Origin of the sequence: Subtercola endophyticus (genome assembly GCF_021044565.1) — a bacterium.
Lineage (GTDB): Bacteria > Actinomycetota > Actinomycetes > Actinomycetales > Microbacteriaceae > Subtercola > Subtercola endophyticus.
In genome coordinates, this window is record NZ_CP087997.1 from 1,068,987 (window position 1) to 1,083,194 (window position 14,208).

13 protein-coding genes and 2 tRNA genes are annotated in these 14,208 nt (G+C 66.8%); 10 read left to right on the forward strand and 5 right to left on the reverse strand.

From position 1 onward, the window contains the following. Nucleotide 1: 1 nt before the first annotated feature. From dusB to LQ955_RS20115, 6 genes are all read left to right on the forward strand, one after another. Entirely contained in the window at nt 2-1,192 is a 1,191-nt protein-coding gene (gene dusB / locus LQ955_RS05145; protein WP_231027126.1) for a tRNA dihydrouridine synthase DusB, read from the forward strand. Between the two features lie 19 nt (nt 1,193-1,211). Then, entirely contained in the window at nt 1,212-2,510 is a 1,299-nt protein-coding gene (locus LQ955_RS05150; RefSeq protein WP_231027127.1) for a deoxyguanosinetriphosphate triphosphohydrolase, read from the forward strand. A gap of 8 nt (nt 2,511-2,518) precedes the next feature. Continuing rightward, nucleotides 2,519-4,669, forward strand: a complete 2,151-nt coding sequence (gene dnaG, locus LQ955_RS05155; RefSeq protein ID WP_231027128.1) for a DNA primase — start codon at nt 2,519-2,521, stop codon at nt 4,667-4,669. 194 nt (nt 4,670-4,863) lie between these two features. Further along, a complete protein-coding gene (locus LQ955_RS05160; protein WP_231027129.1) occupies nt 4,864-5,673 on the forward strand; it encodes an ATP-binding cassette domain-containing protein in 810 nt (269 codons plus the stop codon). 83 nt (nt 5,674-5,756) lie between these two features. Further along, a tRNA-Asn gene (locus LQ955_RS05165) sits at nt 5,757-5,829 on the forward strand. Between the two features lie 136 nt (nt 5,830-5,965). Then, the gene (locus tag LQ955_RS20115; protein ID WP_313788386.1) at nt 5,966-6,184 is read left to right on the forward strand and encodes a hypothetical protein; all 219 of its coding nucleotides are present in this window, start codon (nt 5,966-5,968) and stop codon (nt 6,182-6,184) included. A gap of 259 nt (nt 6,185-6,443) precedes the next feature. Here the strand turns inward: LQ955_RS20115 and def are convergent, their stop codons facing one another. Continuing rightward, nucleotides 6,444-7,013, reverse strand: coding sequence for a peptide deformylase (gene def / locus LQ955_RS05175; protein WP_231027130.1), 570 nt, complete (start codon nt 7,011-7,013; stop codon nt 6,444-6,446). An 85-nt stretch (nt 7,014-7,098) separates the two neighbouring features. Here def and LQ955_RS05180 point away from each other — a divergent pair, with 85 nt between their 5' ends. Further along, on the forward strand, nt 7,099-8,016 hold the full coding sequence (locus LQ955_RS05180; protein WP_231027131.1) for a DMT family transporter: 918 nt from the start codon (nt 7,099-7,101) through the stop codon (nt 8,014-8,016). Between the two features lie 66 nt (nt 8,017-8,082). Continuing rightward, nucleotides 8,083-9,414, forward strand: a complete 1,332-nt coding sequence (locus LQ955_RS05185) for a glycosyltransferase (RefSeq protein ID WP_231028052.1) — start codon at nt 8,083-8,085, stop codon at nt 9,412-9,414. An 85-nt stretch (nt 9,415-9,499) separates the two neighbouring features. Here the strand turns inward: LQ955_RS05185 and LQ955_RS05190 are convergent, their stop codons facing one another. Further along, on the reverse strand, nt 9,500-10,759 hold the full coding sequence (locus tag LQ955_RS05190; protein ID WP_231027132.1) for a flagellar basal body-associated FliL family protein: 1,260 nt from the start codon (nt 10,757-10,759) through the stop codon (nt 9,500-9,502). A 4-nt stretch (nt 10,760-10,763) separates the two neighbouring features. Next, nucleotides 10,764-10,837, reverse strand: a tRNA-Ile gene (locus LQ955_RS05195). A 258-nt stretch (nt 10,838-11,095) separates the two neighbouring features. Between LQ955_RS05195 and LQ955_RS05200 the strand changes: the two genes are divergently transcribed. Next, nucleotides 11,096-12,049 carry an alpha/beta fold hydrolase gene (locus tag LQ955_RS05200; protein ID WP_231027133.1) on the forward strand — a complete coding sequence of 318 codons (954 nt, stop codon included), beginning with the start codon at nt 11,096-11,098 and terminating at the stop codon, nt 12,047-12,049. A 60-nt stretch (nt 12,050-12,109) separates the two neighbouring features. Here the strand turns inward: LQ955_RS05200 and LQ955_RS05205 are convergent, their stop codons facing one another. Next, nucleotides 12,110-12,694 carry a septum formation family protein gene (locus tag LQ955_RS05205; RefSeq protein WP_231028053.1) on the reverse strand — a complete coding sequence of 195 codons (585 nt, stop codon included), beginning with the start codon at nt 12,692-12,694 and terminating at the stop codon, nt 12,110-12,112. A 151-nt stretch (nt 12,695-12,845) separates the two neighbouring features. Then, nucleotides 12,846-13,412: a PadR family transcriptional regulator gene (locus LQ955_RS05210; RefSeq protein ID WP_231027134.1), complete on the reverse strand. Its 567-nt coding sequence runs from the start codon at nt 13,410-13,412 to the stop codon at nt 12,846-12,848. 222 nt (nt 13,413-13,634) lie between these two features. Here LQ955_RS05210 and LQ955_RS05215 point away from each other — a divergent pair, with 222 nt between their 5' ends. Further along, complete coding sequence (locus LQ955_RS05215) at nt 13,635-14,138, forward strand: DUF3145 domain-containing protein (protein ID WP_231027135.1); 504 nt, start codon at nt 13,635-13,637, stop codon at nt 14,136-14,138. Nucleotides 14,139-14,208 lie beyond the last annotated feature (70 nt).

The following is a 14,208-nucleotide window of genomic DNA, read 5'->3' on the forward strand; positions in this document are numbered from 1 at the left end:
AATGTCTTCCTCCACCGTTCTCACCCGCACGCCGCGGCTCACCATCGGCCCGATCGAACTCGACGTGCCGGTCATTCTCGCGCCCATGGCCGGCATCACGAATACCGCCTACCGTCGCCTCTGCCGCGAATACGGCGCCGGGCTGTACGTGAGCGAAATGATCACCTCTCGGGCCCTCGTCGAGCGCACCGCCGAGTCGCTGCGCCTCATCACGCACCACGAGTCAGAGACGCCGCGCTCCATTCAGCTCTACGGCACCGACCCGAAAACCATGGCAGAGGCAGTGACCATGCTGGTCGCCGAAGACCGCGCCGACCACATCGACATGAACTTCGGCTGCCCGGTGCCGAAGGTCACTCGCAAGGGCGGCGGAGCCGCTCTGCCGTGGAAGACAGACCTGTTCCGCGCCATCGTCGAGGCCGCAGTGGGCGCGGCGGGCAGCATTCCGGTCACGGTGAAGATGCGCAAGGGCATCGACGACGACCACCTCACCTACCTCGAGGCGGCCCGCGCAGCCGAAGGCGCGGGTGTCGCGGCCGTCGCTCTGCACGCGCGCACTGCGGCCAAGTTCTACTCGGGGCACGCCGACTGGGCCGCCATCGCCACGCTGAAAGAGACCATCACGAGCATTCCGGTGCTCGGTAACGGCGACGTCTGGTCGGCCGACGACGCCCTGCGCATGGTCGACGAGACGGGCTGCGACGGCGTGGTCGTGGGCCGAGGCTGCCTGGGCCGCCCATGGCTCTTCGGCGACCTCGCGGCCGCGTTCCGCGCTCGGTACGGCGAGATCAGCGAGGCCGAGGCGCTCGAAGCACGCGCCCACCCGCCGCTCGGCGTGGTCGCCACTGCGCTGCGCCGGCACACCGAGTTGCTCGTCGACTTCTTCGACAGCGAAGAGCGCGCCTGCCGCGACATTCGCAAACACGTCGGCTGGTACTTCAAGGGGTACCCGGTGGGCCACGAGGTGCGTGCGGCTCTGGCCATGGTCACGTCGCTGGCCGAAATGGATGCTCTGCTCGCCACTCTCGACCCCACCATCGAATACCCCGGGGTCGACGCCGAGGGCCCCCGCGGTCGCGCCGGCACCCCCAAGCGGCCCGCGCTGCCGAACAACTGGCTCGAGTCGCGCACGCTCGACCAGCCGGGCCGCGCCGAACTCGCCGGCGCCGAACTGGAGCACAGCGGTGGCTGAAGCGGGCACAGCAGAAACATTGGATGAGGCTGTCGCGGTGTCGGGGCGTCGGGTGTCGGGGCGTACGACGTCGGGCTACACAGAGCACGACACCGAGCGCCCGCTGCCCGAAGAGCACTACACGAGGCGCAGCGATTTCGCTCGCGACCGGGCGCGCCTGCTGCACTCCGGCGCGCTGCGGCGCCTGGCCGCCAAGACCCAGGTGCTCTCTCCGACGGCCGACCTCGATTTTGCGCGCAACCGCCTCACGCATTCCCTCGAAGTGGCTCAGGTCGGTCGAGAGCTCGCCGCGAGCCTCGGGCTCGACCCCGACGTGGTCGACACCGCCTGCCTCGCGCACGACCTCGGGCATCCACCGTTCGGTCATAACGGCGAACGGGCGCTCTCGGAGTGGGCCGACGACATCGGCGGGTTCGAGGGCAACGCGCAGAGCCTGCGTATTCTCACCCGGCTCGAACCGAAGGTCTTCGACGACGACGGTCGCGGCTACGGCTTGAACCTCACTCGCGCCAGCCTCGACGCCAGCTGCAAGTATCCGTGGCCCGCCACCGAGGCGGTCGCCGACGCCAGCGGGCGGCAGAAGTTCGGGGTCTACCCCGACGACGAGCCGGTGTTCCGCTGGCTGCGCGAGCAGGCGCCAGACGGCCGGCTCTGCATCGAAGCGCAGGTGATGGATCTCTCTGACGACATCGCCTACTCGGTGCACGACTTCGAAGACGCCGTGCTCAACGGCTACATCGATGTGCCGGCGCTCGGCAGCCGAGTCGATCACGATGCGCTCGTCACCAGCATGCAGGCGTGGGTGGGCGAGGCCTTCGGTCACGACGAGCTGGTCGCTGCTTTCGACCGGCTCGATTCGCTCGACATCTGGATCGACAGTTACGACGGCAGCAGGATTGCGCAGGCGCGCCTGAAGAACCTCACCAGTCAGCTGATCGGGCGATTCTCGGGCTCGGCGACGCAGGCGACACGCGCTGCCTACGAAAGCACGAGCCTCACCCGGTACCGGGCTGACGTCATCGTGCCGCGTTCGGTAGCGGCCGAGATCGCCGTGCTCAAGGGGGTCGTCGCGGCCTTCGTGATGTCGAGCAGCAAGCGCAAGCCGCTCTACCGTGGCCAGCGGGTGCTGCTGGTCGAACTCGCCGAGCTGCTGCTCGCTGCGGGAGATGCGCACCTCGAGACCTCGTTCGCCGGCGACTGGGCCGTTGCCGACGACGACGACGCACGTAAGCGCGTCATCGTCGATCAGGTCGCGAGCCTCACCGACCAGTCCGCGCTCGCCTGGCACCGCCGCCTCACCGCCGGCGACAAAGCGTAGGCCCGCGCATGGCCGGCCGCATTCTGCGCAGCGACATCGACGAGGTGCGTGCGCGTATCAACATCGCCGACGTGGTGGGGGAGTTCGTCACGCTGAAGAGCGCGGGAATCGGCTCGATGAAGGGTCTGTGCCCTTTTCACGACGAGCGGTCGCCGAGCTTTCATGTGCGACCTCAGGTCGGCTACTACCATTGCTTCGGCTGCGGAGAAGGAGGCGACGTCTTCACCTTTCTGCAGAAACTCGACCATGTCTCGTTCGCTGAAGCGGTCGAACGGCTCGCCGGTCAGATCGGTTACGAGCTGCACTACGAAGACGGCGGTCAGGCCACCGACCACAGCAACCGTGCACGCCTGCTTGCGGCCAACGAGGCCGCTCGGCTCTGGTTCACCGAGCAACTCGGTACGGAGGGTGCGGATGCCGGGCGGCGCTTTCTCGGCGAACGCGGTTTCGACGCCGCCGCCGCGCAGCGCTTCGGCGTGGGCTACGCGCCGCAAGGCTGGGACAACCTCGGCAAGCACCTGCGCGCGCTGGGATACACGGCAGAAGAACTGAGCACAGCCGGGCTCACCTCGACGGGGGAGCGCGGCAGTTACGACCGCTTTCGCGGCAGGCTCATCTGGCCCATCCGCGACCAGACGGGGCAGACCGTCGGGTTCGGTGCCCGCCGCTTGTACGACGACGACAAAGGCCCCAAGTACCTCAACACACCCGAGACGCCGGTCTATCACAAGTCGCAGGTGCTCTACGGGCTCGACCTGGCCAAGCGCGACATCGCGCGCAGCCGTCAGGTGGTGGTGGTCGAGGGCTACACCGACGTCATGGCGTGCCATCTCGCCGGAGTGACGACGGCCGTCGCGACCTGCGGTACGTCATTCGGCGTCGACCACATCAAGGTGATGCGCCGCATCCTGGGCGACGACACCACGGGCCTCGGCGAGGTCGTGTTCACGTTCGACCCCGACGCGGCCGGCCAGAAGGCGGCCATGCGGGCCTTCAGCGAAGAGCAGCGCTTTGCGGCCCAGACCTACGTGGCGGTCGCGCCCGACGGTCTCGATCCGTGCGACCTGCGGCTCAATCGCGGTGACGACGCGGTGCGCCGGCTCATCTCATCGAAGAAGCCGATGTTTGAGTTCGTCATCAAGCAGAAGCTGTCGCAGTACAACCTGAACACCGTCGAGGGCCGTGCCGCCGCACTACGCGATGCCGCTCCGGTCGTCGCCGACATTCGCGATCCCGCCCTGCGCCCGGGTTATACGAGGGAACTCGCTCGGTTGCTCGGGGTCGACATCGGTGAGGTGTCACGGGCGGTCGAAGCGAGCAGCAGAACACAGTCCACAACAGCCTCAGCGGGCTCTGGAGGGTCGTCGCGCGCGGCGTCATCAGGTTCTTCTGGGGCGGGCTCATCGGGCTCGTGGGGGTCGTCTGCGGGCGGCAGGCACTCGGCGGGTGCAGCCCACGCGGGCGCGAGCCCAGTCGGTGCAGGCTCCGTCAGTGCAGGCCAGGTGGGTGCAGGCCAAGTGGGTTCAGGCCAAGTGGGCGCCGGTCAGGGCAGCGCACGCGCCGGCTCCGGACAGGGCACTTCAGGTCAGGCCACCTCGGGTCAGGGAACTTTCGGTCAGGGCGCCGCCGCGTACGGCGCGGAGCAGTTCATTCCCGCCACGATCATCCCGTCGGCGACGCCGGCGGTGTCGCTGACGTCGTTGCCGGCGACGACATCCGCCCGCCTCGAGCGCGATGCGCTGATGGCGATGCTGCAATACCCCACCTCGGTGGGCCGCGAGCTGATGGCACGGGCATCCGGTGTCGGCTACAGCAACGCTGCGCTGGCTGCCGTTCGCGACGCGATCGCACTGTCGATCGACTCGTTCGAGGCGCCCGACTGGGTCGGAATCATCGTCGGCGCAGTGCAGCCCGAGTACAAGGGCCTTGTCGAGCAACTCGCCGTGGCGCCGATTCCCGAGCGCCCCGAGCGTGAACTAGACGTGTACTTGCGCCGCGTGACCTCGTCGCTGATCGAGCGACACCTCGTGCGGCGCAAAGAAGAGGTGCTGGGCCAGCTTCAGCGAACGGATGCAACGGCAGAGCCCGACGCGTATCGCACCCTGCAGCGCGAACTCGTACAGCTCGAGGCCGATCGGCGCACCATCCACGCCGACTGAGCCGCACCACGCGGGGGGCGCCACCGCGGCACCGCGCGGGGGCGCGATTCGTGAAAGCGACCCTTGCGGACGAGAGCGACCAGCGCGGCGGTCGCTCTCGTCCGCACATGTCGCTCTCGTTGCGCCGATCGTCGAGTTGCGGCCCGCCGCGGTAGGTCGGAGCCAGCACTGCGTGGCGTTGTTAGGCTCGCAGAATGAGTGAGCCCGTACTGCTGGCGTCTGACGTCACCATCGAGTACCCCGCGCACAGCGTGAGCCCCGCCTACACGGCGGTGCGCGGTGTGAGCTTGCGCATCGAGCCGGGCGAGATCGTCGGTCTGGTCGGTTCGAGCGGTTCGGGCAAGTCCACATTCGCTCGCGTGGCGGCAGGCCAGGCGACGAGCGGAAACCGCGAATCGACCCCGCGCGTCGTCGGCGGTTCGCTCAGCGTTCTCGGTTACGACTTGCGAAAAGGCGTGCACGGTCGCAAACTCAACCGGCTGACGTTCGGCGTGGGGTACCTGGCCCAAGATTCGTCGAGTGCGCTCACATCGAATATGACGATCGCCGAATCGGTCGCCGAGCCGCTCTTCGCCCGAGACCGGCGGTACAACGAAAAAGACGCCAGTCTCCGTGTCGCGACCCTGCTCGACGCCCTGCTGCTGGCGAACGGTACGGCGCTGAAACTGCCGCACGAGCTCTCGAGCGGGCAGCGTCAACGGGTCGCGATTGCGCGGTCGCTCATCCTCGACCCGGTCTTTCTGGTGGTCGACGAGCCGACAGCCGGGGTCGACGTATCGGTGCGCGGCCCCGTCATCGACGTGATCTCGAAGCTGCAGCGCGAGCGCGGGGCCACGGCCCTCATCGTGAGCCACGACCTCGAGGTCCTGCGCAAGTCGGTCGACCGCATCGTGGTGCTGCACGAGGGCGTCGTCGTGGGGCTGGGCACGATCGACGAGGTGCTGGGCGATCCACGGCATCCGTATGTCGCCGGATTGGCCAAAGCGCGCGAAAAGCGGGCCTGAACGCGACGTTTGCGAGCAGGCTGAGGGTCGCTCGATTTAGTGATGCGGTGTTTCGTGATAATGTAACCAAGCTGTTTCAGCATTCCTCGATAGCTCAATTGGCAGAGCAGCCGGCTGTTAACCGGCAGGTTCTTGGTTCGAGTCCAAGTCGGGGAGCGAAAAGGTCGTCAGGGCTCCACCCCGGCGGCCTTTTTCTCATCTCCCAGCGAATTCCTGGGCTCGTAACCGGCATAACCCCGAATTCCTTCGGGCGCAACGTGTCGGCTTCTGGCTCACCGGTTTCGTCGTGTTCGTGGGCTGGAACATCACGACCGTGATCGGCGACGTGAGCGCCTACGGACTCGCCGCCGCCGCCGCGGCCTTTCTCGGGCTGCTCTGGCCCCGTCTGAAGCATCTGCAGGCTCCGGCCGTCGCAGTGGCCGCCGGGCTCGTTGCGGCCCTGCTGACGCCTGTTCTCGCGCCGGTCTGCCGCTCACCGTCGCCGCTGTGGTCGCGGTGGGGGTCGGGCTGACGAATTGGCTCGGCCCACGATCTCATCGCGGCAGTGGCGAGCCGCCCGACACCGCGGAGATCGCTCCGATCGAGGGGATGCCCTCGTGACGATGTGGCAGCTCATCATTCTGGCGTCTCTGGCCTGTTTCGCGCTCGGTTCGCCGGCTACCTGATTCCGCCGGCCGTGTTCGCGCGGCCTACGCCCGCCCGAGTCGCCAATCTGCTCACGATCGGCTTGCTCGCCGCGGGGCGCGCCGCCGCGCAAACCCTGGCCGGGGCTACGCGCCGCCGTCGAAGGTGTCGACGCCGGGCATCCAGCTCTGCCCAGGGGCACCCCAGCTGCGCTTGCGGGCGATCTTCGCCGCCGCCTTGGCGTAGGGGTATTCGAGCCGGTCGATGTACAAATACCCGTCGAGGTGGTCGTACTCGTGCTGAAAGATGCGCGCCAGCCAGCCGTCCGTCTCGATCTCGTAGGGAACGTTGTCGATGTCGACCGCCCGAAGCAGCGCCGTGCTCGAGCGCACCAGAGGAAACCGTTCACCGGGAAACGACAGGCAGCCCTCGGAGTCGGATTCCTCGGCCTCGACTACCGGCGGCGGGCTGATCAGCAACACCGGGTTGATCGCGGTGCCCTCGTGCTTGACTCCGTCGCCGTCAGTGAATTCGTACACGAACAGCCGCAGCGGAACGCCGACTTGGGGAGCGGCGAGGCCGACGCCCGGGGCGAGGTGCATCGTCTCCACCATGTCGGCGACGAGCGTGCGCAGGTCGGAATCGAACTGGGTCACCGGGGCCGCGGGTGCGTGCAGCACCGGGTCGCCCGAGATGCGGATCGGAAGAACGGCCATTCGCCAAGTTTATGGGAACGCTCCGTGCCGGGCTGCCTGGCGTGCCTGCCAGCCCTCCGCCAGCAAATCGCGGTACTGTCGGAAAGTGTCCCTCGACCTCGCTCTGGCCTCAGCACAGCTGAGCCTGAACCCCGCGCAGTTCCTGGGCATTCCTGTTGCTCTGCTCGGCGCCGTGTTCTTGTCGTTCGGCGCGCAACTGCAGCACAGCGGCGTCAAGAAGGTCGAAGCGCGAAGTACCCGCAAGGTGACCGGCGGGCTGGATCTCGGTCAGTTCGGTGCGCTGTTCAGCCGCCCCTCGTGGGTTTTCGGCACCCTGATGCTCGGCGGCGCGATCGTGCTGCAGCTGGTCGCTCTGAGTCTGTCGCCGCTCATCGTGGTGCAGCCCCTCGGTGCAGTGGCGCTGGTCATCACGGCGATTCTCAATTCACGGGTCTCGCACTCCAAGCTGAACCGGGCATCCGTGATCTCGGTCATCATGTGCGTCGGCGGGGTTGGTGCTTTTGTCTTGATCGCCGCTTTCAGCGCCGTCGACACCCCGGTGAGCGACCAGCAACTCGAAACGGTCGCCAGCATCATGGCGATTGTTCTCGTGGTGTTCGTCGTGGCGTTCGTGCTGTTCCGCAAGCGCATGAAAGCGGTCGCCTACATCGTGGGTGCCGGTGTGCTCTACGGCTTCGTCGCCACCCTCGCCAAGGTGGTCATCAGCCGCATCCAGCAGGGCGATTTCGAGTGGCTCACCTTCATCTGCCTGCTCGGGATGATCGTGGGCTCCGCCGCGGGCGCGTACCTCATTCAGACGGCCTACACACTGGGCCCGCCCGACCTCGTGATCGCCGGTCTCACCGTGATCGACCCGATCGTCGCGGTCGGAATCGGCATCGTCGTGCTCAACGAAGCGTCGCAGGCCCCAACCATCGCACTTGTCGGCTTTGCCTTGACGGGAATCTTGGCAATACTGGGTGTGTTCGGTCTGGCCCGATATCATCCTCAGAGCGAACACTAGGAGCCCTACTTGTCAGATACTTCCGGAACCAACACCGCCCCCTCGGCGGCGCGCCCCGAGAAGCCTGTGCAGCCGCGTGCCGAAACGGGCATCACGGCGCGCACCGACAAGCCGCTCACGGTCGTCATCGGCGCAGACACGTTCTCGCCGAACGTCAATGGCAGCGCCCGGTTCTCGCAGCGTCTCGCGTCGGGCCTCGCCGCTCGCGGCCACGACGTGCACGTGGTGGCGCCTGCGGCTACGCGCAAGCACGGCACCTGGGTCGAAGAGTACGACGGCCAAGACATCACAGTGCACCGGCTGCGCAGCTACCGCTGGTATCCGCATGACTGGCTGCGCTGGTCGGAGCCGTGGTTCATCAATAAGAACAGCGACCGCATTCTCGACGAGGTCGACCCCGACGTCGTGCACTTCCAGTCGCACATCATCGTGGGTCGTGGCCTGTCGATCGCCGCGCGCAAACGCGGTGGCGTTCGTATCATCGGCACCAACCACTTCATGCCCGAGAACCTGCTCGAGTTCACGCTGCTGCCGAAGTCTTGGCAAGAGCGAGCCGTGGGCATGGCCTGGCGCGCAGCCAAACGCACCTTCGGCCGGGCCGACGTGGTCACCACACCGACGCAGAGCGCGGCAGACTTTCTCGAGAAGTACACCGGGCTCGACGGCGTGCTCGCCATCTCGTGCGGAATCGACGCCGAGAACTACACACCCGACTTCACCCCGCGCACCGAGAACCGCATTCTGTTCGTCGGCCGGGTCACGGGCGAGAAGCAGATCGACGTGCTCATCAAGGCGATGACGCTACTGCCGGCCGACCTCGACGCGAAGCTCGACATCGTGGGCGGCGGTGACCTGCTCAAGCACCTCGAGAACCTCGCCAAGCAGCTCGGGGTGGCCGACCGCGTGAACTTCACCGGTTATGTCACCGAAGACGAGCTGCGCGCGGCCTACACGAACGCCACTGTCTTCGCTATGCCGTCGATCGCCGAGCTGCAGAGCATCGCCACCATGGAGGCCATGGCCTCCGGCCTGCCCGTCGTCGCCGCGAACGCCATGGCGTTGCCCCACCTCGTCAAAGACGACCAGAACGGCTTCTTGTTCCAGCCCGGCGATGCTCAAGAGCTCGCCGACAAGCTGGAGCGCCTGCTGCGGCTTCCGCAAGAAGAACTCGACACGTTCAAACGCGCGTCGCTGCGCTTCATTCAGGCCCACGACCTGCAACGCACCATCATGACGTTCGAGCAGCTCTACCGCGGGGCATCCGAGATCGACGTGCCCGCACTCGAGGCCGAACTCGCCGCCGAGGCGACGGCCGGGGCGAGTGCCGGGGCGGCTGTGCCCGCTGCACCGGATGCTCTGCAGCACGTTCCCGTCGACTCCACCGACGCGGCCCACTAGCCGCGGCGTTAATGGCTGCGGTCGCGGCGCCCTGAGCTCTCAGCGGCGTCGCGCCGCCAGGCCGGCAGGGCAGCCCGGATCTGCGTCAGTGGCACTGACCTGCCACGGAGATCTGGTCGTCGGTGGGGCGCCCGTAAGCCTCGATGCCCGAGCCGGGCACGTCGAACCCGTAGCTGATCGACCAGGCGGTCGCCCAGGTTTCGTCATTGCGACTGAAGCTCGGCCCCGAGTACTGCGGCCAGCAGCGGTACATCTGACTGTGGCCAACCTCGTGAGTGACGAGCGCCCGAGCATCCGGGCCGTCGTTCCAGGCTTCTTCGACGGAGTAGTTCAGACTGATGATCGCGTAGGTATACTCGACGCTGCCAGGGCCATTGCTGCCGTTGGTGTCCCAGGTCTGGGTGGTGCCCGACAGCCAGTCTTCGCCATACCCCGCCACTTCAGGCGCCCAGACGAACTCGAGGGCGACACCGTCGCTCAGCGAACGGGCGTAGCTCTCGATTTCGTTGCGCACCGACCACGCCGGGTCGTTCAGATGGGCCTGGTTCGTGGCCTGCGAGTCGCGCACGCGCGCCTCGGCGTCGACCATCGAGGTGAGAAAGGTTCCGTCGCGAGACGCACTCATACTCGGATTCTGCGCCTCATCGATCAGCTCGGTGAGGGGTGCTTGAATGGAGCGGTTCGACAGCGGGCTATCGGTAATGGTGGCGTTGGCGTGTGCAGCCAGCGCCGCGAAGTAGGCGGCTTCTGCTGAGGCGAGGGTGCGGCCGGCGTCGGCAGTCTGGGCGGCTGCCGTTCTGAGATCGGCGGCGGCTCGTTCTGCGGCGGCAGCCTGCGACTCGAGGTGCTCGGCGTCGGAGGTCAGCTGCCACGGCCAGCGGTAACCGGCGGTTTCACCGGCGGGCTCGTTCGGAGTAGTCGTGGCAGGCGGGTCTGCGGGTGCGGCCTTGGCCAGAGCATCCATCGCCGACAGTGCTGCGCCCAGCGGTGCGGCCTCGGCGAGTGCATCGGCTGCAAAATCGGAGCTTTCCACAACGGAATGGATGCGCGTGGTGACGCCTTGCACAGCGCTCAGCCGGGCGTTGAACGCGTGGGCTGCGTCGATCTGTGCCTGGAGTTGCGTCTGCACACTGGTCGCTGCCGCAGTCTCGCGGCTCTGGGCCGACGCATTCCACGCCCAGTACCCGCCACCGAGGCCGGCGGCCAGCACGACTGCAATTGCCCCGATGATGATTCGCCGGCGCAGCCGTGGGTGACGTTTTTTCTCGGTGGTGGTCGCCGTCGGGGCCGCTGTCACTTCGTCGGCGTCGTCGTCGTTCACTGCTGGGCCTGGTTCATCGTTCATCAGGTGGGGCGTGCGGGACTTGAACCCGCGACCGACGGATTATGAGTCCGCTGCTCTAACCAGCTGAGCTAACGCCCCTGAGCGCCGCTTCGCACCGGGCTGAAGAGGCTGCACGTCCACGATACAGGCTCGCACTGGGTGCTGTGTCGCAGGAGCGGGTGTCGCGTCGCGCCGCATTCGACAAAACGTCAGGTTCGAATTGACGTGGTGGCGCTGGCAAGCTAGCGTATCGATGGCCGCGAATCGCAGGGCGCGGTCTTAGGGGATGCTTCGAACATCGGCGGTCGACGCCTGCGCGCGTCGGCACGCCCTCACTATCTTCGATGAGGCGTTTTCATGACCTACCTGACCTATGACATTCCCGTCGCCGGCGGCCCGCTGCGTGTGGGGGAGTGGCGGCCCGAGAACACCACCGAGTCGGCAGGGGATGCTCCGGTCATCCTTGCTCTGCACGGAATGACGGGCTCGCACCTCTCGTGGCAGTTTCTCGCGGCCGAGTTTGCCGAGGCGCGCATCATCGCACCCGATCTGCGGGGCCGCGGGCTCAGCGCCGAGCTTGCCGAGCCCTATGGAATCGCGCAGCACGTCGCCGATGTGAGAGCCATCGTCGAAGCCCTTCGGCTCGACTCCGGCGACCATCGGCGTGATCTAGTGATCGTCGGGCACTCGCTCGGTGCATTCGTGGGCCTTTCGGTGTTGCGCGCCATGCCGTCGGTCTTCAGCCGCGCGTTTTTCGCCGACGGTGGTCTGCCGCTCACCGTTCCCCTGAACATCGATGACGTCGATCTGGTCGAGGCCGTGCTCGGTCTTGCCGTCGCCAGACGCACGGAACTGACGTTCACGAGCAAAGCCCTCTACCGCAAGTTCTGGCGCCTGCACCCCGGTCTCGCCGCCGCCTGGAGTGAAAGGCTCGGTCTGATGGCCGACTACGACCTCGTCGAGATCTTGGCGGCCGACGGCAGTCTGCGGTACCGGCCGGTTTCACGCAGGGAAGCCATCGAAGCCGACGCGCGCGAGCTGTACGGCAGCCACGCGATTCGAGAGCTGTTGACGGGGTTCGGCGAGGGCGGGGCGGATGCACCGACGATCAGCGTGCTCACCGCGCCACGCGGACTGCTCAACGAGGCGCCCGGCGTGTACAGCGAGTCCGAGCTGGCGGGGTGGAAGAGCGAATTCCCCTTCATCACGTTCGTCGAAGTGCCGAATGTGAACCATTACAGCCTCGTACTGGCCGCCAAGGGTGCGTCGGCTATCGCCGCCGAACTACGACGAGCGCTCGCTTGCGTCTAGGGCCCTGCGTCTGAGCCCCTGCGTCTGGGGCACCCGGGTCTGGGGCCCGTGAGTCTGGCGTCAGCGGGCGGCTCCGGCCAGCGATCCGGTGGTCTTGCCGTTCGGGTCGCCCACGACACAGCTGACGGTGCGGTCACCGCTCGACCACGATTCTTGGGTCGGCGTGTACTCCGTGAAGTCGAGAGCCGAGTCGGCGTAGGCGATTCCCACGAACGAGTCGAACTGCGCCTGACAGCCTGCCTTCGCGGCGTCGCTCACCACCGAGTCACCGGGAAAGACATCACCCGTGAGGTCGAAGTCGTAGAACACTTCGAGGTCATGGGGAGCCGCGCAGTCGACGGTCGGCACATCGGTGACTTCACCGACCGATGTGCCGTTCACGCAGTCTCCGACGGTGAGCGAGAACACATCTTGTGTCTGCGGTGAGCTCTCTGCGCTGGAGCCGGTGTCGGAAACGTCGCCAGCGGCCGACGAATGTGAGGATGCCGACGAGTGCGAGGTGGTCGACGATGACGTCGAGCCGGATGCAGACGCCGAGGTCGAGGTCGATGCAGGCTGCGCCGGCTGAGCCGAGTTCGCTGAGCCCGAGCATGCGGTCAGGCTCAAGGCGCCGGCACACACGACGGCGGCGAACACGATGCCCATCACTGATCGAGCGGAGGCGGATCGAGCGGAGGCGGATCGTGCACGGGGGCGGTGAGGTCGAGACATGAGAATGCTCCAATCGAGTCGAGGCGAAGCTGAACGAGTCTCAGTTTACATAACTGAGCATCATTCAGGCATCGACTACCCTCGATCAGACCTGCATCAAAGCGGGGCGCCGGCCGCGGCGCGGCCGCTTGGTGGACGGCCCGGTCGGGGCAGGCGGGCGCAGCACGACTTGGTCGAGCCAGGCCAGTGCAGATTCGGCGAGCATCCGCTCTGCCTGCCCGCGAAGCGAACCCGGGTCGCGCCCCTCGTCGTTGAAGACGGGGGTCTCGTCGACGATGCTGCGCCAGTTCTGCCGATACGACTCGACAAGGCCCGCGACGTCGCCGTGAGGCAGCGACGACACGATCAGCACGTGATCGACCATCTCGTGCCAGCTTGCGCGAGCCGCACCCGTGGTCGGCTCGGCTGTCGTGAGCCAACGCTCGGCCTCCGCCCGGCCATCCGTCGTCAATTCGTAGAGTGGAAGGCCGTCGCGAGTGAGCTCGGCCGCCTCGACGAGGCCCGAAGTGCGAAGACGGGCGAGGGTCGAGTAGATCTGGCCGACGTTGATCTCGCCGATGCGTTCGCTGCGGGTTTCGATCTCCGTGTGCACCTGCAGACCGTAGGCCGCACCGAGTGTCAAGACCCCCAGGATGCTCGCACGAACCGACACAGACGAGCCTCCTTCACGTAGCACCTCTGAGTATACGAAGAGCAGAGTTACAGCCTTGTGATTTACCCGTCGCGCCGTCATACTGGGGAGGTCGGCAGGTGTCGACTTGAAGCAGAACACACAACCGAAAAAGCACGGCACGCGCCATGAGCGAGCATCCGGAGGGTGCACATCCATTCATAGGTCGTTGGGGAAGACGTACCTCACGAATGGAGAAAACACATGGTCGCATCAGTCGCACGCGGAGTGGTCTACATCCACTCCGCCCCTCGCGCGCTCTGCCCCCACGTCGAGTGGGCCGCAGGTCGCGCTATTGGTCGTGCCGTGAACTTCGACTGGATCGAGCAGCCCGTGCTGCGCGGGTCACAGCGCTCCGAGTTCTACTGGGAAGGCGCGGCGGGCACCGGGGCGGCCATCGCGTCGGCTCTGCGCGGCTGGGAACACCTGCGTTACGAGGTGACCGAAGACCCCGCACCCGGGCGTGACGGCGGTCGATGGATGCACACTCCAGACCTCGGCATCTACTATGCCCAGACCGACAGCGCCGGCAACACCGTCATCCCCGAAGACCGCATTCGCGCCGCGATGGACGAAGCGGGCACCAACGCCCTCGAATTGCACCGAGAGCTGCGCCTCGCCCTCGGGCAGGCCTGGGACGACGAACTCGAGCCCTTCCGCTACGCCAGCGACTTCGCCCCCGTGGTCTGGCTGCACTCCGTCGGCTAACCCGCAGTGTCGGCTGACCACCCGGCGTCGGCTGACCACCTCTTCGCCGTAGTGAGGCGGTTAGCGTCGT

Bases quoted from the DNA above. Each gene is read 5' to 3' on its own strand.
- dusB (WP_231027126.1), top strand. From the start codon at position 2: ATGTCTTCCTCCACCGTTCTCACCCGCACGCCGCGGCTCACCATCGGC.
- dnaG (WP_231027128.1), top strand. From the start codon at position 2,519: ATGGCCGGCCGCATTCTGCGCAGCGACATCGACGAGGTGCGTGCGCGT.
- LQ955_RS05160 (WP_231027129.1), top strand. From the start codon at position 4,864: ATGAGTGAGCCCGTACTGCTGGCGTCTGACGTCACCATCGAGTACCCC.
- def (WP_231027130.1), bottom strand. From the start codon at position 7,013: ATGGCCGTTCTTCCGATCCGCATCTCGGGCGACCCGGTGCTGCACGCA.
- LQ955_RS05190 (WP_231027132.1), bottom strand. From the start codon at position 10,759: ATGAACGATGAACCAGGCCCAGCAGTGAACGACGACGACGCCGACGAA.
- LQ955_RS05200 (WP_231027133.1), top strand. From the start codon at position 11,096: ATGACCTACCTGACCTATGACATTCCCGTCGCCGGCGGCCCGCTGCGT.
- LQ955_RS05205 (WP_231028053.1), bottom strand. From the start codon at position 12,694: ATGGGCATCGTGTTCGCCGCCGTCGTGTGTGCCGGCGCCTTGAGCCTG.
- LQ955_RS05215 (WP_231027135.1), top strand. From the start codon at position 13,635: ATGGTCGCATCAGTCGCACGCGGAGTGGTCTACATCCACTCCGCCCCT.